The sequence below is a fragment of the Sciscionella sediminilitoris genome (genome assembly GCF_000737195.2).
Classification (GTDB): domain Bacteria; phylum Actinomycetota; class Actinomycetes; order Mycobacteriales; family Pseudonocardiaceae; genus Sciscionella; species Sciscionella sediminilitoris.
Map to the genome: position 1 here is coordinate 158,230 of NZ_JALM01000036.1, position 26,584 is coordinate 184,813.

At 67.8% G+C, this 26,584-nt stretch carries 17 protein-coding genes; 11 read left to right on the plus strand and 6 right to left on the minus strand.

Annotated elements, in window-relative coordinates; translation table 11 throughout:
- Nucleotides 1-224: 224 nt before the first annotated feature.
- From rpoB to AD72_RS17255, 4 genes are all read left to right on the plus strand, one after another.
- Complete coding sequence (gene rpoB, locus AD72_RS17240; protein WP_031467546.1) at nt 225-3,704, plus strand: DNA-directed RNA polymerase subunit beta; 3,480 nt, start codon at nt 225-227, stop codon at nt 3,702-3,704.
- Between the two features lie 82 nt (nt 3,705-3,786).
- Nucleotides 3,787-7,689, plus strand: coding sequence for a DNA-directed RNA polymerase subunit beta' (locus AD72_RS17245; RefSeq protein ID WP_031467547.1), 3,903 nt, complete (start codon nt 3,787-3,789; stop codon nt 7,687-7,689).
- A 90-nt stretch (nt 7,690-7,779) separates the two neighbouring features.
- On the plus strand, nt 7,780-8,352 hold the full coding sequence (locus AD72_RS17250; RefSeq protein ID WP_231644875.1) for a TetR/AcrR family transcriptional regulator: 573 nt from the start codon (nt 7,780-7,782) through the stop codon (nt 8,350-8,352).
- A 50-nt stretch (nt 8,353-8,402) separates the two neighbouring features.
- Nucleotides 8,403-9,452, plus strand: a complete 1,050-nt coding sequence (locus tag AD72_RS17255) for an LLM class flavin-dependent oxidoreductase (protein WP_031467549.1) — start codon at nt 8,403-8,405, stop codon at nt 9,450-9,452.
- On the opposite strand, the gene AD72_RS17260 is transcribed toward AD72_RS17255, so the two are convergent.
- From AD72_RS17260 to AD72_RS17275, 4 genes are all read right to left on the minus strand, one after another.
- Nucleotides 9,441-10,343 carry an esterase/lipase family protein gene (locus AD72_RS17260; RefSeq protein WP_031467550.1) on the minus strand — a complete coding sequence of 301 codons (903 nt, stop codon included), beginning with the start codon at nt 10,341-10,343 and terminating at the stop codon, nt 9,441-9,443. The two genes, AD72_RS17255 and AD72_RS17260, sit on opposite strands and share 12 nt — an antisense overlap.
- A gap of 18 nt (nt 10,344-10,361) precedes the next feature.
- Complete coding sequence (locus AD72_RS17265) at nt 10,362-10,835, minus strand: hypothetical protein (protein WP_020501265.1); 474 nt, start codon at nt 10,833-10,835, stop codon at nt 10,362-10,364.
- 62 nt (nt 10,836-10,897) lie between these two features.
- Nucleotides 10,898-13,480, minus strand: a complete 2,583-nt coding sequence (gene clpB / locus AD72_RS17270; protein ID WP_031467551.1) for an ATP-dependent chaperone ClpB — start codon at nt 13,478-13,480, stop codon at nt 10,898-10,900.
- Between the two features lie 259 nt (nt 13,481-13,739).
- Nucleotides 13,740-14,525, minus strand: coding sequence for a pyridoxamine 5'-phosphate oxidase family protein (locus tag AD72_RS17275; protein WP_031467552.1), 786 nt, complete (start codon nt 14,523-14,525; stop codon nt 13,740-13,742).
- A 200-nt stretch (nt 14,526-14,725) separates the two neighbouring features.
- Here AD72_RS17275 and AD72_RS17280 point away from each other — a divergent pair, with 200 nt between their 5' ends.
- Nucleotides 14,726-15,895 (plus strand): globin domain-containing protein, encoded by a 1,170-nt coding sequence (locus tag AD72_RS17280; RefSeq protein WP_031467553.1) that lies wholly within the window; start codon nt 14,726-14,728, stop codon nt 15,893-15,895.
- A 105-nt stretch (nt 15,896-16,000) separates the two neighbouring features.
- Nucleotides 16,001-17,599 carry an ABC-F family ATP-binding cassette domain-containing protein gene (locus AD72_RS17285; protein ID WP_031467554.1) on the plus strand — a complete coding sequence of 533 codons (1,599 nt, stop codon included), beginning with the start codon at nt 16,001-16,003 and terminating at the stop codon, nt 17,597-17,599.
- Here the strand turns inward: AD72_RS17285 and AD72_RS17290 are convergent.
- Both AD72_RS17290 and AD72_RS17295 read right to left on the minus strand, forming a co-directional pair.
- The gene (locus AD72_RS17290; protein ID WP_037346173.1) at nt 17,596-18,315 is read right to left on the minus strand and encodes a hypothetical protein; all 720 of its coding nucleotides are present in this window, start codon (nt 18,313-18,315) and stop codon (nt 17,596-17,598) included. The genes AD72_RS17285 and AD72_RS17290 overlap by 4 nt on opposite strands.
- Nucleotides 18,316-18,403: 88 nt before the next feature.
- Nucleotides 18,404-19,591, minus strand: coding sequence for a sensor histidine kinase (locus AD72_RS17295; protein ID WP_082468993.1), 1,188 nt, complete (start codon nt 19,589-19,591; stop codon nt 18,404-18,406).
- Nucleotides 19,592-19,675: 84 nt separating this feature from the next.
- On the opposite strand from AD72_RS17295, the gene AD72_RS17300 reads away from it, so the two are divergent.
- From AD72_RS17300 to AD72_RS17320, 5 genes are all read left to right on the plus strand, one after another.
- Nucleotides 19,676-21,217: a dynamin family protein gene (locus AD72_RS17300; protein ID WP_031467557.1), complete on the plus strand. Its 1,542-nt coding sequence runs from the start codon at nt 19,676-19,678 to the stop codon at nt 21,215-21,217.
- 44 nt (nt 21,218-21,261) lie between these two features.
- Nucleotides 21,262-21,606: a nucleotide exchange factor GrpE gene (gene grpE / locus AD72_RS17305; RefSeq protein ID WP_082468994.1), complete on the plus strand. Its 345-nt coding sequence runs from the start codon at nt 21,262-21,264 to the stop codon at nt 21,604-21,606.
- Nucleotides 21,607-21,641: 35 nt separating this feature from the next.
- On the plus strand, nt 21,642-23,480 hold the full coding sequence (locus AD72_RS17310) for a dynamin family protein (RefSeq protein WP_031467559.1): 1,839 nt from the start codon (nt 21,642-21,644) through the stop codon (nt 23,478-23,480).
- 85 nt (nt 23,481-23,565) lie between these two features.
- Nucleotides 23,566-24,288, plus strand: a complete 723-nt coding sequence (locus AD72_RS17315) for a hypothetical protein (RefSeq protein ID WP_031467560.1) — start codon at nt 23,566-23,568, stop codon at nt 24,286-24,288.
- Between the two features lie 397 nt (nt 24,289-24,685).
- Complete coding sequence (locus AD72_RS17320) at nt 24,686-26,539, plus strand: phosphoenolpyruvate carboxykinase (GTP) (RefSeq protein WP_051898710.1); 1,854 nt, start codon at nt 24,686-24,688, stop codon at nt 26,537-26,539.
- Nucleotides 26,540-26,584: the final 45 nt, after the last annotated feature.

Sequence of the window (26,584 nt, forward strand, 5' to 3'; positions counted from 1 at the left end):
ATGGCCGGTCTTCCGGGCGGCTTCCACGGCATGCGACATCGGGGCGCGATGCTTGCGTGTAGACAGCCGACGTGATAGCGGCTAGACTGGGTTCTTGCTGCCCTCTTCCCGTGCGTTCAGGTATAGGACGTTAGGATGCTGGGCGCAAACCGCACCCTTGACAGTTGCACTGCTTAGCTGGTAGCAGCCAGGCAGTTACTCGCGAGTCCCCGGAAGGACGCATCTTGGCAGTCTCCCGCGCGACCAAGGCCACTACTGCGACCAACTCCCCAGATGTCCCCGGAGCCCCGAAGCGGGTCTCCTTCGCCAAGATCCACGAACCGCTCGCCGTGCCGAACCTGCTCGATCTGCAGGTCCAGTCGTTCGAGTGGCTCACGGGCGCCGACTCATGGTTCGAGCGCAGGGTCAACGCCGGCGAGGACAACCCGGTAGGCGGCCTCGAGGAGGTGCTCACCGAGCTCTCCCCGATTGAGGATTTCTCTGGATCGATGTCGCTGTCCTTCTCCGACCCACGCTTCGACGAAGTCAAGGCGTCGGTCGAGGAGTGCAAGGACAAGGACATGTCCTACGCGGCCCCGCTGTTCGTCACGGCGGAGTTCACCAACCACACCACCGGTGAGATCAAATCACAGACGGTGTTCATGGGTGACTTCCCGGTGATGACGGACAAGGGCACCTTCATCATCAACGGCACCGAGCGTGTCGTCGTCTCCCAGATCGTGCGTTCCCCGGGCGTCTACTTCGACCAGTCGGTCGACAAGACCACCGACAAGGACGTGTTCAACGTCAAGATCATCCCGAGCCGGGGTGCGTGGCTCGAGTTCGATGTCGACAAGCGGGACACGGTCGGCGTCCGCATCGACCGCAAGCGCCGCCAGCCGGTCACCGTGCTGCTCAAGGCGCTCGGCTGGACCGCGGAGGGCATCCGCGAGCGGTTCGGGTTCTCCGAGACGATGATGGCCACGCTCGAGAAGGACCACACCGCGGGCACCGACGAGGCGCTGCTCGACATCTACCGCAAGCTGCGTCCTGGTGAGCCGCCGACGAAGGAGTCCGCGCAGACCCTCCTGGAGAACCTGTTCTTCAAGGACAAGCGCTACGACCTCGCCAAGGTCGGCCGGTACAAGCTGAACAAGAAGCTCGGTATCGACCAGCCGTACGAGACCGGCGTGCTCACCGAAGAGGACATCGCGCAGACCATCGAGTACCTGGTCCGGCTGCACGCGGCCGAGACCTCGATGGGCGAGGGCGACAACGAGATCCCGATCGAGATCGACGACATCGACCACTTCGGGAACCGCCGCCTGCGCACCGTCGGCGAGCTGATCCAGAACCAGATCCGGGTCGGTCTCTCCCGGATGGAGCGCGTGGTCCGCGAGCGGATGACCACCCAGGACGTCGAGGCCATCACGCCGCAGACCCTGATCAACATCCGCCCGGTTTCCGCCGCGATCCGCGAGTTCTTCGGTACCTCGCAGCTCTCGCAGTTCATGGACCAGGTCAACCCGATCGCCGGGCTGACCCACAAGCGTCGGCTGAACGCGCTCGGCCCGGGTGGTATCTCCCGGGAGCGCGCCCAGATGGAGGTCCGCGACGTGCACCCGAGCCACTACGGCCGGATGTGCCCGATCGAGACGCCGGAAGGCCCGAACATCGGTCTGATCGGTTCGCTGTCCTCGTACGCGCGGGTCAACCCGTTCGGCTTCATCGAGACGCCGTACCGCAAGGTCGTGGACGGTGTGGTCACCGACACGATCGAGTACCTGACCGCCGATGAGGAAGACCGCTACGTCAAGGCGCAGGCGAACGCGCCGATCGACGACAACGGCAACTTCGTCGAGGAGACGGTCCTTGTCCGGCGGAAGGGCGGCGAGACCGACCTCGCGAACCCCTCCGAGGTCGAGTACATGGACGTCTCCCCGCGCCAGATGGTGTCGGTGGCGACGGCGATGATCCCGTTCCTCGAGCACGACGCGGCCAGCCGCGCCCTGATGGGTGCGAACATGCAGCGTCAGGCGGTGCCGCTGCTGCGCAACGAGGCCCCGCTGGTCGGGACCGGCATGGAGCTGCGTGCCGCGGTCGACGCCGGTGCGGTGATCACCGCAGAGAAGGCGGGTGTGGTCGAGGAGCTGTCCGCCGACCTGCTCACCGTGATGGCCGACGACGGCACCCGGAACACCTACCAGCTGCAGAAGTTCCGCCGCTCCAACCACGGCACCTGCATCAACCAGAAGCCGATCGTGGACGAGGGAGACCGCGTCGAGGTCGGCCAGGTGCTCGCGGACGGGCCGTGCACCGAGAACGGCGAGATGTCGCTCGGGAAGAACCTGCTCGTGGCGATCATGCCGTGGGAGGGCTACAACTACGAGGACGCGATCATCCTCTCCAACCGGATGGTCCGCGACGACGTGCTCACCTCGGTGCACATCGAGGAGCACGAGATCGACGCCCGGGACACCAAGCTCGGCGCCGAGGAGATCACCCGGGACATCCCGAACGTCTCCGAGGAGGTCCTCGCCGACCTCGACGAGCGCGGCATCGTGCGGATCGGTGCCGAGGTCCGGGACGGCGACATCCTGGTCGGCAAGGTGACCCCGAAGGGCGAGACCGAGCTGACCCCGGAGGAGCGGCTGCTGCGCGCGATCTTCGGTGAGAAGGCCCGCGAGGTCCGCGACACCTCGCTGAAGGTGCCGCACGGCGAGCGCGGCAAGGTCATCGGCATCCGGGTGTTCTCCCGCGATGACGACGACGAGCTCCCGCCCGGGGTCAACGAGCTGGTGCGGGTCTACGTGGCGCAGAAGCGCAAGATCCAGGACGGCGACAAGCTCGCCGGACGGCACGGGAACAAGGGCGTGATCGGCAGGATCCTGCCCGAGGAGGACATGCCGTTCCTCGAGGACGGCACCCCGGTGGACATGATCCTGAACACCCACGGTGTTCCGCGACGCATGAACATCGGCCAGATCCTCGAACTGCACCTCGGCTGGCTGGCGTCACGGGGCTGGAAGATCGAGGGCAGCCCGGACTGGGCCGCGAACCTGCCGGAAGAGCTCTACGACGTGGAGCCGGGAACCAACACCGCGAGCCCGGTGTTCGACGGCGCCAAGGAGGACGAGCTGACTGGTCTGCTCGGCTCCACGCTGCCGAACCGGGACGGCGAGCGGATGGTCAAGGAAGACGGCAAGGCCATGCTGCTCGACGGCCGCTCCGGCGAGCCGTTCCCGTTCCCGGTCGCGGTCGGCTACATGTACACCCTGAAGCTGAACCACCTGGTGGACGACAAGATCCACGCCCGCTCCACCGGCCCGTACTCGATGATCACCCAGCAGCCGCTCGGTGGTAAGGCGCAGTTCGGTGGCCAGCGGTTCGGTGAGATGGAGTGCTGGGCCATGCAGGCCTACGGCGCCGCCTACACCCTGCAGGAGCTGCTGACCATCAAGTCCGATGACGTGGTCGGCCGCGTGAAGGTGTACGAGGCGATCGTCAAGGGCGAGAACATCCCCGAGCCGGGTATCCCGGAGTCGTTCAAGGTGTTGCTCAAGGAGCTGCAGTCGCTGTGCCTGAACGTCGAGGTGCTCTCCAGCGACGGAGCCGCGATCGAGATGCGCGACTCCGACGACGAGGACCTCGAGCGCGCGGCCGCGAACCTGGGCATCAACCTGTCCCGCAATGAGTCGCCGTCCGTCGACGACGTGGTGAATTAACGAGTTCGCCGGGCGCACTCGAGTGTGAGGGCGCCCGGCGCCCGGCAGAATTTCCGAACACGTAAAAGGGAGACGCACCAACGTGTTGGACGTCAACTTCTTCGATGAGCTCCGCATCGGTCTCGCCACGGTCGAGGACATCCGTCAGTGGTCGTACGGCGAGGTGAAGAAGCCGGAGACCATCAACTACCGAACCCTGAAGCCGGAGAAGGACGGGCTCTTCTGCGAGAAGATCTTCGGTCCGACCCGCGACTGGGAATGCTACTGCGGCAAGTACAAGCGCGTCCGGTTCAAGGGCATCATCTGCGAGCGCTGCGGCGTCGAGGTCACCCGCGCCAAGGTCCGCCGTGAGCGGATGGGGCACATCGAGCTCGCCGCCCCGGTCACGCACATCTGGTACTTCAAGGGCGTTCCGTCCCGCCTCGGTTACCTGCTCGACCTCGCGCCGAAGGATCTCGAGAAGATCATCTACTTCGCGGCGTACGTGGTCACCAGTGTGAACACCGAACTGCGGCACAACGACATGCCCACGCTCGAGAACGAGATGAACGTCGAGCGCAAGCAGGTCGAGAACCAGCGCGACTCGGACGTCGAGGCGCGTCAGCAGAAGCTCGAGGCCGACCTCGCCGAGCTCGAGAAAGAGGGCGCGAAGTCGGACGTGCGGCGCAAGGTCAAGGAGGGCGGCGAGCGCGAGATGCGCCAGCTGCGTGACCGCGCCAACCGCGAGCTCGACCGGCTCGAGGAGATCTGGGAGACCTTCACCAAGCTCGAGCCCAAGCAGCTCATCTCCGACGAGGTGCTCTGCCGCGAGCTCTACGACCGCTACGGCGAGTACTTCGAGTGCGCGATGGGCGCCGAGTCGATCCAGAAGCTGATCGAGGTCTACGACATCGCGGCCGAGGCCGAGACGCTGCGCGACGTGATCCGCAACGGCAAGGGCCAGAAGAAGCTGCGCGCGCTCAAGCGGCTCAAGGTCGTCGCCGCCTTCCAGGGCGAGACCGGTTCCTCGCCGAAGGGCATGGTGCTGGACTGCATCCCGGTCATTCCGCCGGATCTGCGCCCGATGGTGCAGCTCGACGGTGGCCGGTTCGCCACCAGCGACCTCAACGACCTCTACCGTCGCGTGATCAACCGGAACAACCGGCTCAAGCGGCTGATCGACCTCGGTGCTCCCGAGATCATCGTGAACAACGAGAAGCGGATGCTCCAGGAGTCCGTGGACGCGCTGTTCGACAACGGCCGCCGCGGCCGTCCGGTCACCGGCCCGGGCAACCGCCCGCTCAAGTCGCTCTCCGACCTGCTCAAGGGCAAGCAGGGCCGGTTCCGGCAGAACCTGCTCGGTAAGCGCGTCGACTACTCCGGTCGTTCGGTCATCATCGTCGGCCCGCAGCTGAAACTGCACCAGTGCGGTCTGCCCAAGCAGATGGCGCTGGAGCTGTTCAAGCCGTTCGTGATGAAGCGGCTGGTGGACCTCAACCACGCGCAGAACATCAAGTCCGCGAAGCGCATGGTGGAGCGGACCCGTCCGGCCGTGTGGGACGTGCTCGAAGAGGCGATCAGCGAACACCCGGTGCTGCTCAACCGTGCGCCGACGCTGCACCGCCTCGGTATCCAGGCCTTCGAGCCGCAGCTGGTCGAAGGTAAGGCCATCCAGCTGCACCCGCTGGTCTGCGAGGCGTTCAACGCGGACTTCGACGGTGACCAGATGGCGGTCCACGTGCCGCTGTCCTCGGAGGCACAGGCCGAGGCCCGGGTGCTGATGCTCTCGGCGAACAACATCCTCTCGCCCGCATCCGGCCGTCCGCTCGCGATGCCGCGTCTGGACATGGTCACCGGGCTGTTCCACCTGACCCGCAACGTGGCCAATCCGGTCGGCGAGGGGCAGAGCTTCTCCTCGCCTGCCGAGGCGATCATGGCCTACGACCTCGGCCAGGTCAGCCTGCAGGCGCCGATCAAGGTGCGGCTGCACGACCGGGTCCCGCCGCGCGGCGAGGAGCCGGAGGGCTGGGAGCCGGGCATGCCGTGGACGGCTTCGACCACGCTCGGCCGGATCCTGTTCAACGAGCTGCTGCCCGCGGACTACCCGTACGTCGAGGGTGAGATGACGAAGAAGCGCCAGGGCGCGATCGTCAACGACCTCGCCGAGCGCTACTCGATGACCCATGTCGCGCAGACCCTGGACCGGCTCAAGGACGCCGGTTTCCACTGGGCGACGCGCTCCGGGGTCACGGTCGCCATGTCCGACGTGGTCGTCCCGCCGAACAAGAAGGAAATCCTCGACTCCTACGAGGACAAGTCCAGCCAGGTCGAGAAGCGGTACCAGCGCGGTCAGCTCTCCTACGTGGAGCGCAACAACGAGCTGGTCAAGATCTGGGGCGACGCGACCGAAGAGGTCGCCGAGGCCATGGAAGAGCACTTCCCGGACGAGAACCCGATCCCGACGATCGTGAAGTCCGGCGCGGCCGGGAACATGACCCAGATCCGGTCGCTGGCCGGAATGAACGGTCTGGTGACCAACCCGAAGGGTGAGTTCATCCCGCGCCCGATCAAGGCGAACTACCGCGAGGGCCTGACCGTCCTCGAGTACTTCATCGCCACCCACGGTGCGCGTAAGGGTCTCGCCGACACCGCGCTGCGTACCGCGGACTCGGGTTACCTGACCCGTCGTCTGGTGGACGTCTCGCAGGACGTGATCGTGCGCGAGCGCGACTGCGACACCAACCGCGGCATCAACATGAAGGTCGCCGAGAAGATCGGTGACGAGCTGGTGCGGCAGACCACGGTGGAGACCTCGGTCTACGCCCGCACGCTCTCCGAGGACATCACCGACGAGTCCGGCAACGTCATCCTCAACCGGGGTGACGACCTGGGCGACCCGGCGATCGAGAAGCTGCTCGAGGCCGGTGTCACCAAGGTCAAGGTCCGCTCGGTGCTCACCTGTGAGTCCGCGGTCGGGGTGTGCGCGACCTGCTACGGCCGCTCCATGGCCACCGGTCAGCTGGTGGACGTCGGCGAGGCCGTCGGTATCGTCGCCGCGCAGTCCATCGGTGAGCCGGGTACCCAGCTCACCATGCGTACCTTCCACCAGGGTGGTCTCGGCGGTGACGACATCACCCAGGGTCTGCCGCGTGTGGCCGAGCTGTTCGAGGCCCGGGTGCCCAAGGGCAAGGCGCCGATCGCCGAGGTCGACGGCCGGGTGCGCATCGAGGACGGCGACCGGTACTGGAAGATCACCCTCATCCCGGACGACGGCAGCGAGGAGATCGTCTTCGAGAAGCTGTCCAAGCGGCAGCGGCTCGCCCAGATGCCGACCGGGATGCAGCTCTCCGACGGGGACCACGTCGACGTCGGCCAGCAGCTGCTCGAAGGTGCGCCCGACCCGCACGAGGTGCTGCGCGTGATGGGCCCGCGCGAGGCCCAGCTGCACCTGGTGGACGAGGTGCAGAAGGTGTACCGGGCGCAGGGTGTGTCCATCCACGACAAGCACATCGAGGTCATCGTGCGGCAGATGCTGCGGCGCGTCACGATCATCGATTCCGGTACCACCGAGTTCCTGCCCGGCTCGCTCGTCGAGCGGTCCTCGTTCGAGGCGGAGAACCGGCGCGTCGTGGCCGAGGGCACCGATCCGGCTTCGGGTCGTCCGGTGCTCATGGGCATCACCAAGGCCTCGCTGGCTACGGACTCCTGGCTCTCGGCCGCCTCCTTCCAGGAGACGACCCGGGTGCTCACCGAGAACGCCATCCAGGGCCACTCCGACGGGCTCGTCGGCCTCAAGGAGAACGTCATCATCGGTAAGCTCATCCCGGCCGGTACCGGTATCAACAAGTACCGCAACATCGAGGTGCAGCCCACCGAGGAGGCACGCGCCGCCGCCTACGCCATCCCGTCCTACGACGACGGCTACTACTCGCCGGACATGTTCGGCAGTGGCACCGGCGCCGCGGTCCCGCTGGACGACTACGACTTCGGGCGCGACTTCCGTTAGTCGACTAGTTCGCGAAAGGCCCCGCCACCCACTCCGGGTGGCGGGGCTTTTTCGTGCGGGCCGGTAGTTGGTAACCAGTAACCTGAGGCCATGGCTGCGCGGATGAGTGGAGCGGAACGGCGAACCCAGGTGCTGGGGTTCGCCGCGGCGGAGTTCGCGAAGCACGGGCTGCACGGCGCCTCGGTCGAGGTGATCGCCCGCGAGGCGGGCATCACGCAGGCCTACGTGTTCCGGATGTTCGGCACCAAGAAGGCGCTGTTCCTCGAACTGGTCGGAACCGCGTTCGACCGGTTCAGCGAGGGCATGGCCGAGGCCGCGGAAGGGGCGGGGGATCTGGACGCCTTGTCCCGGATGGGCGCACGGTACTACGAATCGCTGGCCGACCGGACCACGCTTTTGTTGCAGTTACAGGGTTTCGCCGCCTGCGGGGATGAGGAGGTGCGGGATCTGGTGCGGGCGCGGCTGGCCCGGATGTGGGACACGGTGGCCGAGGGGACGGGACTGGATCCGGTGACGGTGAAGTCGTTCCTCGCCTTCGGCATGCTGCTCAACAACATGGCCGCGCTCGATGTGGACGAGGTGGACGAACCGTGGGCAACGGGGGTGCGCACGCGCATCCGGGCGGGCCTTTTCGAGCACATCACCACCGAGACCAACCGCTGAGTTCCGATTTCTCCTAGCCACGACCGGGTCTGTCGGGTTGTGCTTGGCGCATGGGTACTGATGACGGAGTCCGATTCGGCGCGTTCGTGTTCACCAGCCAGTACGCGGGGCAGTCGCCGGGGGAGGTGCTCGCCCGCGGGGTCGAGGTGGCGCAAATCGCGGAGCAGACCGGTTTCGACGATGTGTGGGTGACCGAGCACCACTTCATGCCGTTCGGGGTGAACCCGTCCGGGCTGACCTTCGCGGGCTATCTGCTCGGCCGGACCGAACGGGTCCGGGTGGGCACCGCGGTCACCGTGCTCCCGTTGCATTCGCCGGTGCACGTCGCCGAACAGGCCGCGCTGCTCGATCACCTCTCCGGGGGCCGCTTCGAGCTCGGGGTCGGCAGGGCGCAGCCGGTGGTGGACTACGAGGTGCTGGGACGCGGCGTGGAGTACTGGAAGCGCGGGCTTCCCGAGGCGCTGGACCTGACCCTTGCGGCGCTGCGCGGTCCGGTGGCCGCGGATTCCGAGCTCTACCGGTTCCGTGAGGTGACCCCACAGCCCGGTCCGGGTGCTTCGGGGCCCGTTCCGGTCGCGCTGGCGGCGAACTCACCGGCTTCGGTCGAGCTCGCCGCCTCGCGCGGGGTTCCGATGTTGTTGTTCTTCGACAAGGGAATCGAGGACAAGGCGGCCATGATCGCCGAACACGCCCGCTTCGTCGCGAAGGCGGGGCATGCGGAGACCGGGCACCGCCACGCCATGGCACTGTTCGCGCACGTCACCGAGGACGAGGCTGAGGCGCGGCGGGTGATGCGCGGCGCGGCGGGCGAATTCGTGCGGGCCAGCGAGCAGTACCAGCTGCTGCTCGATGTCCCGCAGCGGATCGTCAAGGACACCCCCGCCGAGGTGATCGACGGGCTCACCGAGTCCGCACTCGCCACGCATCCGATCGGTTCACCGGACACCTGCGCCGAACGCCTCGCCGAACAGGTGCGCGGCTCGGGTTGCTCGCGCGTGCTGCTGCAGGTCGAGCTGGCTGGTGATCCCGAGGTGGTGCGCACCAATGTCCGGCGGCTCGGCGAGGAGGTGCTGCCGAAGGCGCGGGCGCTACTTGGGTAGGTTGTCGCCCTTGTGCGTGGCGGCCTGGAACGCCGTCTTCAACGGGGACCAGCCGTTCGTCGTGTTGTGCGGATCGTGTTTCGGCGAGGCGTGCCAGTACCGCAGGCAGAATCCGCCCGCACCGGTCAGCTCACGCAGGTCGCCGTGGCCGATCGTGCTGCCCTTCTTGCATTTCGCCGAGCCGAGATCCGTGTAGCGGTACTTCTGGTCGGCGTGGTGACCCTTGTCGATGGCCGATTTGTAGGACACGGTCTTGTCGCCGTCCGCACCGGCAAGGCTCCAGTCGGTGCCCTTAGCCCAGGCGCCGTCGAGCCGGTTTTCCTTCTGCTGCAGCACTTTCAGGAAGTTCGAACCGGGCGTCATCTGTTTCCACTGGTTGCTGCAGTTGCCGGTGCAGCCCTTGCGTACGCCCTGATGCGGGGTGCCGAGGGTGACGATGTCGCCGACCTTCAGCTTGCCGGGGAAGCCCTTCCAGCCTTTCGCGGAGCCGAGCATGGCGACGCGGGTGATCAGCCCGCCCATGGAGTGCGCCACGATGTCGACCTGCTTGCCCTTGGCGGTGTAGTTCTTGGCGATGTAGTTCGCGAACTTCGCGGCGATGTCCTTGATGGAGGTGTTCTTCGTGGCCTTGGCGATCTGCGCCCCGCAGTGCGTGTCGCCGGAGTAGTAGCCGATCGTGGTCATCGAGTTACGCGGCCGGTGCCCCGCGCCCGCGTAGTAGTCCAGCGCTTTCTTCCACGTGGTGCCGTCGCAGTTCGTCCCCGACTTGGCGTTGAAGCCGTGGATGAGCAGCATCTGGGGCGGCGCCGCCGCGGTGGTGTCCGCGACCGCGGGCAGGCCGCCGGACAACAGGGCGACGGTCGCCGTGAGCGTTGCCAGGATTCGTTTCATCCGGCCACGGTATCGAAGTCAGTCGAAAAGTCCGCGGCGTTCCAGATATTCGGTTCGTACGGTTTCGGTGTGCCCGTTGTCGAACTGCACGGTCGCCCAGTGATCGCCGAGGAACGTGGTCTCGGTGTCCACGATCTTGCCCCTGGTGTTCTCCGGGACGTGCTCGAAGACGGTGCCCCGGATGGCGTGGCTGTTCCGCACCTGATCGCCTTCGCGATAGTGGTGATACGGCACGCTCGGGCGTTGGCGCTGGCTCTCCGGATCGGTGGACACGGGGGAGTGGGAGTGGTTCGGCGTGCTCGGCCGGTACACCGAGCGCTCCTCGCCGAGCAGTTCGCCCATCCCGCCGAGGCCCGATTCGCGGAGCGCGCGGCTGGGTGCTTCGTCCACCGTGCTGGGATCGCCCGGCCGCCACGGGGTGAACTCCTGCCAGGCGTCCTTGTCGTAACCGTCGGAGTAATCGGCGTAGAACTCTTCGGGACGACCGTTCATCGGTGTCACCTCCTCCAAGGGACACCGATGAGCGTAGCGCCGTTCTGCCGTCCCGGACACCCTCAGCCGGGTGTGACCTGCAGTGCGGTGTTGCTGTCGTTCACATCCACCCGCACGGTGTCCCCGTCGGCCACCTCGCCGGAGAGCAGTTCCTTGGCCAGCTGGTCACCGATCGCGGACTGCACGAGCCTGCGCAGCGGGCGCGCGCCGTAGACGGGGTCGAACCCGTTGAGGGCGAGCCAGTCCCGCGCGGACTCGGACACATCCAGGGTGAGCCGCCGGTCGGCGAGCCGGTTGTCCAGCCGGGCGATCTGGATGTCCACGATCGCGGTGAGCTCCTCGGTGGCCAGCGCGTGGAACACGACCATGTCGTCGAGCCGGTTGAGGAACTCGGGCTTGAAGTGCTGGCGCACCACGGAGAGCACCGCTTCCTTGCGGCCCGCCTCGTCCAGGTTCGGGTCCGCGATGTTCTGCGAGCCGAGGTTGGAGGTGAGCACGAGGATGGTGTTGCGGAAGTCCACCGTGCGGCCCTGGCCGTCGGTGAGCCGTCCGTCGTCGAGCACCTGCAGCAGCACGTCGAACACATCGGTGTGCGCCTTTTCCACCTCGTCGAGCAGCACGACCGAGTAGGGGCGCCTGCGCACCGATTCGGTGAGCTGTCCGCCCTGGTCGTAGCCGACGTATCCGGGCGGGGCGCCGACCAGCCGGGCCACGCTGTGCTTCTCCGAGTACTCGGACATGTCGATGCGGATCATCGCCCGCTCGTCGTCGAACAGGAAGGCAGCGAGCGCCTTGGCCAGTTCCGTCTTGCCGACCCCGGTCGGGCCGAGGAACAGGAAGGAACCGGTCGGGCGGTCCGGATCGGAGACCCCGGCCCTGCTGCGGCGCACCGCATCGGAGACCACCCGCACCGCGTCGTCCTGGCCGATCACCCGCTGGCGCAGCTCGTCCTCCATGCGCAGCAGCTTCGCGGTCTCGCCCTCGAGCAGCCGGCCGGCGGGGATACCGGTCCAGGCGCTCACCACATCGGCGACGTCGTCCGGGCCGACCTCCTCCTTGAGCATCGCGGCGCTGTCCACCTCGGCCTCGGTGGCCTGCTCCAGCTCCTTCTCCAGCGCGGGGATCTTGCCGTAGCGCAGTTCGGCGGCCCGGCCGAGATCGGCATCGCGTTCGGCTCGGTCGGCCTCGCCACGCAGCGTCTCCAGTTGTTCTTTGAGCTCCCGGGTCTTCTCGATCGAGCCCTTCTCGTTCTGCCAGCGCGCGGTGAGCGCGGACAGCTCCTCGCGCTTCTCGGCGAGCTCGGCCCGCAGCGCGGCGAGCCGCTGCTTCGAGGCGGCGTCGTCCTCCTTGGACAGCGCCATCTCCTCGATCTCCAGCCGCCGCACGGACCGCTCCACCTCGTCGATCTCCACCGGCCGCGAGTCGATCTCCATCCGCAGCCGGGAAGCGGCCTCGTCGACCAGGTCGATCGCCTTGTCCGGGAGGAACCGCGCGGTGATGTACCGGTCCGAGAGGGTGGCCGCGGCGACCAGTGCGCCATCGGTGATCCGCACCCCGTGGTGCACCTCGTAGCGCTCTTTGAGCCCGCGCAGGATGCCGATGGTGTCCTCGCGGGACGGTTCACCGACGAACACCTGCTGGAACCGGCGCTCGAGCGCGGCGTCCTTCTCGATGCGCTCGCGGTACTCGTCCAGGGTCGTCGCGCCGACCATGCGCAGCTCCCCGCGCGCGAGCATCGGTTTGATCATGTTGCCCGCGTCCATCGCGCCCTCACCGGTCGCGCCCGCGCCGACGATCGTGTGCAGCTCGTCGATGAAGGTGATCACCTCGCCGGCGGAGTCGGTGATCTCCTTGAGCACCGCCTTGAGCCGCTCCTCGAACTCACCGCGGTATTTCGCACCGGCCACCATGGAGCCGAGGTCGAGCGAGATGACCTTCTTGCCGCGCAGGGATTCCGGCACGTCTCCGGCGACCACCCGCTGGGCCAGCCCCTCCACGATCGCGGTCTTGCCGACACCGGGTTCGCCGATGAGCACCGGGTTGTTCTTGGTGCGCCTGGACAGCACCTGCACCACGCGGCGGATCTCCGAGTCCCGCCCGATCACCGGGTCGAGTTCCCCGGAGCGGGCGCGTTCGGTCAGATCGACGCCGTACTTCTCCAGCGCCTGGAAGGTGCCCTCCGGATCGGGGGAGGTGATCCGGCTCGAGCCGCGCACCTTGGTGAACGCCTCGCGCAGCGCGTCCGGGGTCGCCCCGTGCCCGCGCAGCAGTTCGGCCACCGCGTCGGAGCCCGAGGCGAGCCCGACGAGCAGGTGCTCGGTCGACACGTACTCGTCGCCCATCTCGGTGGCGAGCCGCTGTGCCCCGGTCAGCGCGGTGACCGCGTCCCGGGAGAACTGCGGGGCCGAGACCGTCGAACCGTGTGCGCTCGGCAGCTTGTTCGCGATCGGGTCGAGCTCGGCGCGCACCGTCGCCGGGTCGACGTCGAGCGCGGACAGCAGCGGGCTCGTGGTGCCATCCGCCTGGGCGAGCAGGGCACCGAGCAGATGGGCCGGGGTGGTGTCCGGGTTACCGGCGACCGTCGCGGCCTGCACGGCAGAGGAGATCGCCTGCTGGGTTTTCGTCGTGGGGTTGAACGCGTCCATGCCTCGTCCTTCTCGGGGTCCTCCGGTAGCTTCCAACGTTCGCTCACCCTGTACAACGTCAGGAAACTTGAGTCTGTTCCACTCAAGTATAGCGGTAGATTTCTCCACAGGTTGTCCACAGGAGAAATTCCCAGGTCAGGGCGGGGGCGATGAGGTTGTACTCAGGTTATCCACAAGCAGAGCTGCTGGGAAAAGAGGAGATTGTCGCCGAGTCGGGTGGCCGTTCGACCGGTCCGGTGAACACGATCCGGGCCGGTCGTCACCGAGAGGTGTCGGGCTGCTTGGCGTGTTTGGCCTGGTTGCCCTGCCTGGCCTGGTTCGCCTGCTTGGTCTGTTCGGTTCGTTCGGCACGCACGCCGAAGTAGTCGCCGCCCTTGCGTCGCGAATCGTCGGTACCCCAGGACCGGCTCCGGTCCACCGGCTGCATCCGCGGGATGTGCTTACGGCAGTGGATGTAGGCCTCGCGGATGTCGACGACCACCCAGCGCTGCGGGCGCCGCCCCGGCTCGTGGTCGCCGTCCAGTTGCGGCTGTTCGAGCAGCATGTCCTCGTGCTCGACGATGCGCGCCTTCCCGTTGATGTGCAGCCCGATGAGATCGCGCACGAAGTCCACGAGCATGACCCCGATGTGCGGGTTCTCACTGATGTTGCCGAGGCTGGCGTGTACCCCGTTGCCCCGGTACTCGGGGTAGGCGATGTGCTGCCGGTCCAGTACCCGGATGAAACCGGGCGGGCCGGCGCGCAGCGAGCAGTCGGCCTCACCCTTGGTGTCCGAGGTGGCCACGAAGGCCATCTCCATCCGCTCGACGAACTCGATCATCACCTCGTTGAGGTGTTCGAGCACTTGGTCCCGGTAGAAGCGGCGGGCGCGTTTGCTGTCTCCGTAGGCCTCCTGCAGCAGATGTTCGCCCGCGGATCCGGGCAGCTGCTGTTCGGCCTGCGGCAACGTGGTGGGTGGGGTGTCGAGGGAGGCTTCCTCCGAGAATTCGAGAGCGAGAAGTTCGGTTTCGGCGACACCGGTAGGGGTGGTTTCGGGGCCACTCATCGGGAAGACTCTGGCACGTGTACCCCGGATGGACTATAGCGCTCACCCCGAATTCACCCGATGATCGCAACCCGACGGGGTCGCAGTGGCTGTCCGTCAAGAGATGAACCTGAACCTTTACCATATTGAGCGGAGAACTTGCCGTACGGCTTAGGGTGTCGATGCACTCGGCCGGGAGGACTGGAGAAACGAACGCTCCCATGACAGCGGATGCAGTACCCAACAGCGGACCACAAGCGTCCATCGACGGGCGCCCCTCGCCGCTCGTCCGCATGATCAAGGACTCGTTCAAGGCAGCGGAGCCCGAGGGTGCGAGCATGATCCGGTTCTTCTACGGGATGCTGTTCTCGCTCGACCCGCCGACCAGGGACCTGTTCCCGGCGAACATGGAGCAGCAGCGGGACCGGTTGTTCCGCGCGCTCGTGCACATCGTCCAGCAGGTGGACAACCCCGCCGAGCTCAACCCGTTCCTCGAGCAGCTGGCCAGGGATCACCGCAAGTTCGGGGTGCTCACCAAGCATTACGAGGCACTGGGGATCGCGCTGATCGCGGCGGTCAAACAGCATGCCGGTGCGGCCTGGTCGGACCAGGTCGAGCGGGCCTGGGCCGAGGCGTACACCACGATCGCGCGGGTGATGCAGGAGGCGGCCGCCGCGGACGAGGGGCCCGCATGGTGGAACGGCGAGGTCGTCGAGAACCGCAGGGTCAACCGGGACCTGTCCATCGTGCGGGTGCGCACGGACTACCCGATGCGGTACGAGCCGGGGCAGTACATGAGCGTCGAGGTGCCGCAGCGCCCGCGGTTGTGGCGGTACCTGAGCCCGGCGAACGCGCCCGCCGAGGACGGGGTGCTGGAATTCCACGTCAAGGCCGTCGAGCGCGGCTGGGTTTCCGGCAGCGTCGTCGCGCACACCAAACCCGGCGAGATCTGGCGGATGGCCTCGCCGCTTGGCAGGCTGCGGGTGGACCGGGAGAGCGGGCGCGATGTGCTGCTCATCGCCGGTGGGACGGGGATCGCCCCGATGCGCGCGATCCTGGAATCGCTGGCGCAGTACGGCGAGAACCCCAATGTGCACCTCTACTACGGCGCGCGCACGGTCGATGACCTGTACGAGCTGGACAACCTGCGCAGGCTCGCCGATGTGTCCCCGTGGTTCGAGGTGACCGCGGTCGCCGAGGAAGGCGCCGACGGTGCGTACGGGGTGCAGAGCGGAACCATCGCCGAAGCGGTGACCAAGGCCGGTTCCTGGGCCGACCGGGATGTCGTCGTCGCGGGTTCGCCGCCCATGCTGCGGGCGACGGTCTCCCGGATGCTCGTCGCGGGAACCCCGTTGGATCACATTCGCTATGACCCCTTCACCATGGACTGATAGACTCGCGCTCGTTATGGAGCTCTGACATCGCATCCGGCCCGCGTCCGAGGCAAGCCTCTCGATCAGGCACCCGGCGGGCATCCAGCAAGCGAATGCGATGTCATGTCTGTGCTTCAAGCCCGCGAACTCGTCAAGTCCTATGGCGCGCGTACCGTGCTCTCCGGGGTGTCGCTCACCCTTTCTCCTGGTCAGCGCACCGGTCTCGTCGGCGACAACGGCGTGGGCAAGTCGACCCTGCTGCGGGTCCTCGCCGGGCGGGAAGCTCGCGACGGGGGCACGGTCGAAGCGCCGTCCGATCTCGGCTTCCTCACCCAGGAACCGGAGTTCCCGGGCAGCGCGAGCGTTGCCGAGGTGCTCGACGACGCCCTCGCCGAGGTTCGGGTGGCCCTGCGCAGGCTGGACGAACTCGCGGAACGCATCGCGGACTCCGAGGACGCCATGACCGAGTACGGCGAGGTGCTCGACTGGTGCACCGCGCACGAGGCCTGGGACGCCGACCGCAGGGCCGAGCTGGTGCTCGACGGGCTCGGCCTCGGGTTCTTGATCGGCGCTACCGGGCAGCGCCGGATCGACACCCTCTCCGGCGGGGAGCGCACCCGGCTCGCGCTGGCCATGCTGTTGGTGCGCCGTCCGGGCATGCTGCTGCTCGACGAGCCGACCAACCACCTCGACGATGCGGCGATCGCCTTCCTCGAGGAGCACCTGCGCGGGCTCTCCTCCGGGGTGCTCGTCGCCAGCCATGACCGGGTCTTCCTGGACGAGGTGTGCACCGACATCCTCGACCTGGACCCGAACCTGTCCGGCCCGGCCCGTTACACCGGTGCGTTCACCGCGTACCTCGGCGCGAAGCGGGCCGAGCGTGAACGCTGGGAGCGCCAGTACGCCACCGAGCAGGAGGAGCTCAAGGCACTGCGCAGTGCGGTGCGGGTGAACACGAGCGATATCGCGCACAACCGCAAGGCGCGGGACAACGACAAGTTCATCTACGCCTTCAAGGGCGCGCGCGTGCAACAGACCGCGGCGCGGCGGGTGCGCGATGCCAAACGCCGGCTCGAGGAACTGGAGCAGGAACAGGTCCGCAAACCACCGCCACCGCTGCGGTTCAGCGGCGCGTGGAGCGCGGGCAACGGGAGCGGCCCGGTCCTTTCCCTGCATCAGGTCCGGGTCGGGCAGCGGCTCGCCGTGGACCGGCTCGATGTGAACGGGACCGATGCGCTGTTGGTCACCGGGGCGAACGGGGCCGGGAAATCCACCCTGCTCGGGGTGCTCGCCGGGGATATCGCCCCGGACAGCGGCGAACTGTTGCGCCGCAAGGGAACCCGGATCGGGCTGCTCCGCCAGGATGTGTGGTTCGCCGAACGCGACAAGCCCGCCGCCCGGCTCTACGCGGATGCCGTTCCCGAAGGCCCCAATCTCGGCGAACTCGGCCTGTTACCCGGCCCCGCATTGGGGAAACCGGTCGGTCAACTCTCCGAGGGGCAGCGGCGACGGCTCGCCCTCGCCCTGCTCGTCGCCGCCAATCCGCACGTGCTGCTGCTCGACGAACCGACCAATCACATCTCCCTGACCCTGGCCAGCGAACTCGAGGACGCGCTGCGGGCCGCACCGGGCGCGGTCGTGGTGGCCACCCATGACCGGTGGCTGCGCCGCCGCTGGGACGGTGCGCACCTCGAGCTCGTGGGCGGCGGGCTCCAGGGTTAGAGCCTCGGGAGCCAGGAGCAGACCTCGGCGAGCGCGTCGAGTTTCGCGGCGGATACCTGCCCGGTCGCGGTTTCGGTTTCCGCCACCGTTCTGCTGCGGCCGTGCGGCCGGGAGTGGTAATGGTGTCCGGAGAACCTGAGCCCGCCCAGTCCGAGCGCGGCCGCGCCGAGCGGTTTCACATCCCCGCTGCCCTGTACGGATTCGACGCGTTCGAAGGCGCTCGCATCACTGCGTTTCCGGAACCCCACCCACACCACGGAGATCATCGCGGCGTTGCCCTGCCCGTCCCCGACCGCGAACAGTGCCCTGTGCAGTGAGGTGCATCCCTTGCGCAGGAAGAACTTCCGGACCCGTTCGGTGGAATTCACGGCGCAGTCCAGATCGTGTTCGACCTTGCGTTTGAGCTCCTTCAACCGGAATCGGCCGAAGGTCTCCTTGGTGCGCCCGCGCCGCGCGGATCGACTTCCCTCGGTCTTGCGCACCGAGAGGTTCCTGCCGGGTAGCGAATCGGCGACCTCGCCGCCGAGGTTTCCGGGCAGGGCATCGGCCACCGCGCCGTCGAGCGCGCCACCGCTGAGCAGCCCGGAGCCGCCGTAGCCGAGCGCGGCGACCACCCCGGTGACCACGACGGCGGTCGCGGCCTTGCTTTTCTTGTTGTGTCTTGGGTGGACCTTGCCATCCGGCCCCGTAAAAGCACCATCCGGTTTTCGCCCCATTGCGCACCCCTTGCCCCAGAGAACTTCCCAGTCAGGCAAGCACAATCCGGCGCATGCGCAACAGCCCGCATTCGGGGCAAACCGCAAATCAGCTGGGCTGTAAGGGAATGCTCGCGTGCACCCGCCAGCCGCCGGTTTCCCGCGGGCCCGCTTCGAGTTCGCCGCCGTGCATGGTGGCGCGCTCGCGCATGCCGATCAGGCCGTTCCCGCCGGAGACCTCGCGGAATGCGGCGGTGGGCGCGCCGGATCCGTTGTCCTCGATGCTGACCTCGACGTCTTCTTCACCACGGCGCACGGTGACGAGCGCGGCCGCGCTGGCGCCCGCGTGTTTGAGGGTGTTGGTGAGCGCTTCCTGGATGATCCGGTAGAGGTTGAGCCCGATACCCGCGGGCAGCCCGTCGATATCCCCGCTGAGCTGCAGCCGCACCGGGATGCCGATCTGGTCGGCGAGACGGGAGAGTCCGGTGGCGTCGGGCTGCGGGGTGAGTTCGGCCTCGGTGTCGTCCTCTCGCAGCACGCCGAGCAGCCTGCGCAGTTCGGCGAGCGCGGTGCGGCCGGTGGTGGAGATGGTTTCCACGGCGGACTCGGCGAGTTCGGGGTTGTTGCGGATGGCGTAGGAGGCGCCGTCGGCCTGCACGATGATCACGCTGACCGCGTGCGCGACGACGTCGTGCAGCTCGCGGGCGATCCGGGCGCGCTCCTCACCGACGGCGATCCGGGCCTGCTGGTCGCGTTCGGTCTCCAGCAGCGCGAGCCTGCGTTCCACCTCGGCGGAGTAGGCGCGCCGGGCACCGTAGTACTCCCCGGCGATGAAGAAGATGGTGAAGATCATCAGTCCGACGAACGCCATCGGGGCGGTGGCCGGGATGCTCGCATGGCGCAGGGTCAGCAGTGCCCAGGCGATGGTGCCGAACAGGAGCACCGATCCGTAGATCAGGCCCGGTTTGCGGCCGAGGTAGGCGACCAGGGTGTAGAGGGCGAACCCGAGGGCCAGGTCGGCGGGCCGCAGCTGCACCATGCCCGTGTTGACCTGATGGGTGAGCAGCTGCATGACCCCGCCGAAGGCGATGACGATCGCGGCGCCGATCGGAAAGCGCCTGCGCACCAGCAGCGGAGCGACCAGCAGCGCGCCGACCCCGACCCAGGTGACTCCACTGATGCCCTGCCGCCCGGTGTCCCCGATGAAGACATAGTCGAAGAGCAGTACGAACACCGCGATGGACGCATCCCCGATGATGGGATGCGCCCTGATCCACAGACTCAGCCTTCGCACCACACCAGCCTATGGGTCCGCTCGCTGCGCGCACGTCAGTCTTCGGTAGCAGATCGGCACCCTGCCCAGGAGGTAGATTTGCCAACCGTGGCAGGTCAGCAGCAGTTCTCCGGTCCGCTCTCCGGCGCAGTCGCCCAGCTGTGCGCGAGCCTGGAGCCCCAGGTCGGCCCGCGTACCGCGGCCGGGCTGCGCGAGGTGGTGCGCCGGTTGCGGTCCCCGCTGCAGGTCGCGGTGGCCGGGCGGATCAAATCGGGCAAGTCCACCCTGGTCAACGCGCTGATCGGGCGCCGGGTCGCGCCGACCGATGTCGGTGAGTGCACCCGGCTGGTCACCCGCTTCTCCTACGGCACGGTGGACCGGGTCGAGCTGGTCTACACCGATGGCAACCGCCGGGTGCTGCCCTTCGACGCGGACGGGATGATCCCCGCGGAACTCGGCGACTTCTCGACGATCTCGCACCTCGAGGCGTACCTGACCAATGCCGTGCTCGCGAACCTCACGGTGATCGACACCCCGGGGCTCGGTTCGCTGGACGCCGCCTCGGTGCAGCGGACCGAGGCGATCCTGGGCACCGAGACCGAGGAATCCGATGAACTCGACCGGGTCTCCGCATCGGCGGTCGCCGGCGCCGAGGCCGTGCTCTACGTGGTCACCCAGGGCGTGCGCGCCGATGACCAGCACGCCATCGCGGCGTTCACCGCGGCGACGGCGAGCCGGGATGCGGGACCGGTGAACGCGATCGCGGTACTGAACAAGGCGGACACGATCCCGCCCGAATCGGTGGAGGGCGCGGACGGGGATGTCTGGGAGGCCGCGCGCAAGCTGGCGGGTTCGCAGGCGGATGTGCTCAAACCGCGGGTCGCCGATGTGCTCCCGGTCGCCGGGTTGATCGCGGAGTCCGCGGAGACCGGCACCTTCACCTCCGGCGATGCCGACGCGCTGCACCGGCTCGCCGAACTCGACGACGCCGATCTGGACACCATGCTCATCGCGGGCGATATCTTCACCAGCTGGGAGTGCGAGGTTCCCGCCGGGGTACGGGCGCGCCTGCTGGAGAAGCTGGAGCTCTACGGGATCCGCAAAGCGGTGGACGCGATCCGCGCGCGGCCGGACATCTCGGCCGGTGAGCTGCGCAGGACCCTGCTCGCCGCATCCGGGCTCCCCGAGGTCCGGGACAAACTGGGCAAGGTGTTCGCCACCAGGGCCGACGGCATCAAGGCCGCGGCCGCGCTCGCCTCGGTCACCGCGATCGCCCAGGCAAGCGGTGATCACGGGGAACGCCAGCGGGTGCACGACGCGATCGAGGTGCTGCTCGCCAAGCCCGAGGCGCACCAGCTGCGACTGCTCGAAGCGCTCACCCTCGTCGTGTCCTCCGCGGTCGCCATGCCGGACGATCTCGCCGAGGAGATCCTGCGGGTGGGCGGCAATGTCGACATCGAGACACAGCTCGGAATGCCCGGCGCCGGGCTCGAACAGCTGACCGCGTACGCGCTCGAACGGGCGGGCTGGTGGCGGTCCTTCTCCTCGTTCGGTGCGACCCCCGCCCAGTCGCGCATCGCGCACGTCGTGCACCGCGCGTACTTCCTGATCTGGCAGGAGCTGCGCGCACGGGCCGGGGTGAACCGGTGAACCGGGATGGAACCGAAACTCCTCGCGATGCGTCAAATACGGTCATGGCAGGCCAACAGGGACTCGGCGCCGGGCTGGACGAACCGGGCGCGCACGACCTCGCGACCGAACGGTCCGCGCTCATCCGGTTGTGCATGTACGCGCTCGACCGCGCGCGCAGCCCGGGAGTGACCGAGCGCATCGAATCGGGGCTCGCCGAGATCGGTGTCGAGGCACTGCGCCCGGACGGGCAACGGTTCGACCCCGCGGTGCACGAGGCGGGCGGAGTGGTCGCCACCAGTGACCCGGCCCTGGACGGGGTCATCGCGGAAACCGAGCTCACCGGGTTCTCCGATCGTGGTGAGCTGCTGCGCGTGCCGATCGTGACCGTGTACCAGCAGAGCTCCTGACCAGGGCTACCGCGCTCGGTCGGCGAAGTGGTGGGATGAGACGCGTGAATTCCTTCCCCGAACAGGTACGCACGACCCGTGAGCAGCTGGTGAATTTCCTCGCCGACTGCGATCCCGAGGCCGCCACCTGGGTGCGTGGCGTACACGAGACGCGCCGGAGCACGCCCTCGGTCGTCGTGGTCGGTGAAACGAACAGGGGGAAGAGTTCCCTGGTGAACGCCCTGCTGGCGAGCCCGGGCCTGTCCCCGGTGGACGCCGAGGTGGCCACCGCGACCTATCTGGTCTTCGGGCACGGTGAGGCGATGGCCACCAGGGCCTGTTATCCGCAGCGGGAGCCGGTGCCCTTTCCGCCCGAGCAGCTGCTGAACTGGGCATCCGCCGCGCACGAGCTGCCGGACGGGGAGCTGCCGCCGCGCTACGTCGAGGTGGACGCGCCGATTCCGCTGCTCGAACGGCTGCAGCTGGTGGACACCCCGGGGGTCGGCGGGCTCGATTCGATGCACGGCGAACTGGCCACCGAGGCCGCGGCCTCGGCGACCGCGCTGCTGTTCGTCGTGGACGCGTCCGGCCCGCTCACCAGCGGGGAACTGGGGTTCCTGCGCAAGGTGGCGGACAGCGTGGAGACGGTGTTGTTCGCGCTGACCAAGACCGATTCGCACCGCGGGTACCGCCAGGTTGCCGAGGCCAACAAGGAACTGCTCGCCGAACACGCGCCCCGGTTCGCGAACGTGCCGATGTATCCGGTGTCCGCGCGGATGTTCGACATGGCCGCGACCGCCCCGAACGAGCAGGCGGCGCGGGTGCTCCGGGAACGATCCGGGATCCCGGATCTGCAGCAGCGGCTGCAGGAACAGGTCGCGGGCCGGGCGGCCATGCTCGCCGAGGCGAACACCCTGCGCGCGCTGACCACGGCGTTCAACGGCCTGCGTACCGAGCTCGAATCCCGGCACCGCGCCCTGTCCACCGGTGAGGACGAGATCGCCACGCTGCGCGAACGCCGCGATGAGCTCACCACGCAGCGCCGGTCCTCCACTCGCGGGTACCAGGTCAAGCTGCGCGCGGAGATCCAGCGCGCACGGATCGAGGGCACCCACGATGTCGGGCGGCAGATGCGCGAGCTGACCACGTGGTTCCGCGGCGCCATCGACTCGGCGAACCGGGAACGGCTCGCCCAGCTGCCCGCCGAGGTCGATTCGGCCATGCAGCTGGTGTCCGGGCGGATCAGCCAATCGCTTGCGGATCGGCTGACCAAGGTCACCGAGGTCACCCTCGCCGAGGTGTTCTCCGACGGCGAGCTGCAGGTGCTGCGCGCCGAGTTCGCCAAGCAACAGCGCCCGTTCCTGGAACTGCGCCCGCCGGACAAGCGCGCCGGAACCGCGGAGGACAAGCTCATGGTGTCCATGGGCGTCTACTCCGGGTTCGGCGTCGCGCGGATGGCCACCTCGTTCGCGCCCGGGGTGCTCGGGCTCGGCGCTGCCGCGCTCAACCCGTTCCTGCTGCCGGTCACGATCGTGGTCGGGCTCGGGGCCGGGGTGTGGATGGCGCGCACCCGCAAGCACCAGGCGGAGAAGACACACATGAAGACCTGGCTCACCGAGGCCATCGCGGATGCCCGCAGCACACTCGATCAGCTGGTCTCCGAGCAGATCATCTCCGCGGAATCCCAGCTCTCGCTCGCGCTCGACGAGGCACTCGGACAGCGCATCGAGGCCATCGAGGCGGAGATCAAGAGCGTGGACAAGACGCTCAAACTGGAGACGGCCGAACGCAACAGCCAGTTGCAGCGGATCACCAGGCAGTTACAGGACCTGAGCTCGGGCGAGGGGCAGCTGGGAAACCTGCTCGCGCGGATCCGCGACCTGCGGGATCGTTGAACTCCTCCGATTGTTCCGGGAACCGAACCGGAATAACGTTGGTCCTAGAGATCGAACACGGCCACCCACGATAAGGGGAACGACGATGTACATCGACGACGGCAGCGATCAGCACGAGGGCGAGCTCAAGGTCGACGTCGACGGCCAGGAGTACGCCGCTGAGGCGAACGTCGACCTCGACAGGGACGGGGTCGCCGACGCCTATCTCGTGCAGACCGATACCGGGCAGACGGTGTACGCGGACACCGACGGCGACGGGATCGCGGACACCTACGCCGAGCTCGACCAGTCCGGGGGAGTCACCGCGACCGCGCGCTTCGACGACGCGAACCACTCCTGGTTCTCCACCGGTGAGCAGGGGGCACCGAGCGGGCCCGACGCGCAGGCCGAGGCGAATACCGGCGGTTCCATTCACGTGGACGGTCCGCACGGGGAGGTGGACGCGGGCAAGGCCACCATCGACAGCGACCACGACGGCACCCCGGACACGGCGGTCACCGACGACGGTCAGGGCGGCCAGGTGCTGGCCACCGATTCCAACGGCGACGGCAACGCCGACGTGCTCACCCAGATCGGTGCGGACGGCCAGGTCACCGTTTCCGCGCACACCGGGGACGGGCAGTGGACCGTCGAGGAACACGGCCATCTCGACGGGCAGGGGCAGTACCACAAGGATTCCACCGACCAGTCGGCGAAACCGGCCGTGGATCCGGCCTCGGATTCGGTGTGGGGCAATGGTCAGGGCGCGCGAGCCGAGGGAGTGGCCCGGATCGATGCCACCACCGGCCAATGGATCAGCCGCAACTAGCGCGCGTCTCGGCCGCGCGGGCGGGTCAACCCGATCGCCGCGCGGTGTTTCACCGACATTCACGCCCCCGTTCCGGGCAATCCGGGCGGGGGCGTTTTGTTCGCCCGTTGTTCATCGCCTATCTGAATCGATTCCCTTAACGGTTTTGTGAGTGAACCGACAGATGCGGGCTCGGTTACTCGTGGGTTTGACCGCTAGCCTCGAACGCATCCCTTTTTCGCTGACGCGCTCATCACAAATGGGCGCGGCTTCGACGTTTCCCGGTCCGGTCCGGATCGGGGGATGGGTGCAAGGGCGCACCACCGAGCAAGACGGACGACGCAGTCCATGCCCGCGGACGGCGGCGTACGCGGGCACGGGCTGGTCACGGACTGGCAACACAACTCATGGAGAAGAGATGACGCCTACGTCGAGCGCTACGCAAGCGAACCCGACTACCGTGCCAGGATTGGATGACGCTCCAACGACTCACAGTGGACTGCTTGCCTGGGTGCGCGAGATCGCGGCGCTGACGACCCCCGACCGGGTCGTCTGGTGCGACGGGTCCGACGAGGAGGCCGAGCGGATCAACGCCGAACTCGTCGAGGCGGGCACCTTCATCCCGCTCGAGAAGCGGCCGAACTCCTACCTGGCCGCTTCGGACCCGGAGGATGTGGCCCGGGTCGAGGAGCGCACCTTCATCTGCTCGCAGCGCGAGGAGGACGCCGGTCCGACGAACAACTGGACCGACCCCGCCGAGATGACCGCGACGATGACCGAGCTCTACCGCGGTTGTATGCGCGGGCGCACCATGTACGTCGTCCCGTTCTGCATGGGCCCGCTCGGTGCGGACGATCCCAAGCTCGGCGCGGAGATCACCGATTTCGCCTACGTCGTCGCCTCGATGCGGGTGATGACCAGGATGGGCAAGAAGGCGCTGGACAAGTTCGTCGCCGCGGACGGGACCGAGCGCGAGTTCGTGCCCGCGCTGCACTCGGTCGGTGCCCCGCTCGAGCCGGGACAGCAGGACGTGTCCTGGCCGTGCAACCCGGTCAAGTACATCACCCACTTCCCGGAGAGCCGCACCATCTGGAGCTACGGTTCCGGCTACGGCGGCAACTCGCTGCTCGGCAAGAAGTGCTACTCGCTGCGCATCGGTTCGGTGCTCGCCCGCGATGAGGGCTGGCTCGCCGAGCACATGCTGATCCTCAAGCTGACCTCCCCGGAGAACAAGTCGTACTACATCGCGGCTGCGTTCCCGAGCGCGTGCGGCAAGACCAACCTCGCGATGCTCCAGCCCACCATTCCCGGCTGGCGCGCCGAGACCATCGGGGACGACATCGCCTGGATGCGCTTCGGCGAGGACGGGCGGCTCTACGCGGTCAACCCGGAGTTCGGCCTGTTCGGCGTCGCCCCGGGCACCGGCGAGAAGACCAACCCGGTCGCCATGGACACCATCGCCAGGGGCAACACCGTGTTCACCAACGTCGCGCACACCGATGACGGCGACGTGTGGTGGGAGGGCATGACCAAGGAAACGCCCGCACACCTCACCGACTGGAAGGGCCGCGACTGGACCCCGGAGTCCGAGGAGCCCGCCGCGCACCCGAACTCCCGGTTCTGCACCCCGATCGCGCAGGTGCCCAGCCTCGCGCCGGAGTGGGACGACCCCAAGGGTGTGCCGATCTCGGCGATCCTGTTCGGTGGCCGCCGCAAGACCACCATCCCGCTGGTCAACGAGGCCCGCGACTGGGCGCACGGCGTCTTCCTCGGCACCACGATGTCCAGCGAGAAGACCGCGGCCGCCGCGGGCAAGGTCGGCGAGGTCCGCCGCGACCCGATGGCCATGCTCCCGTTCATCGGCTACCACGTCGGCGACTACGTGCAGCACTGGCTCGACACCGGCAAGAACGCCGATGCGGGCAAACTGCCGAAGATCTTCTACGTGAACTGGTTCCGCCGCGGTGACGACGGCCGGTTCCTGTGGCCCGGATTCGGCGAGAACTCCCGCGTGCTCAAGTGGATCGTCGGCCGCCTCGAAGGCACAACGAACGCGCGCGAGACCCCGGTCGGCCTCGTGCCCAACGCCGAGGACCTGGACGTCGATGGCCTTTCCGAGCCGCTCGAGGACATCCAGGCCGCGCTCTCGGTCGACGCCGAGGAGTGGAAGGCCGAGCTGCCGCTGATCGAGGAATGGTTCGACAAGATCGGTGACAAGGTGCCGAGCTCACTGCGCGACGAGCTCTCCGCGCTGCGCGACCGCCTCGGCTGAGCAAGCGCTGACCTGCTGAAACGGACCCTCGTGAGTGGTTGTGTT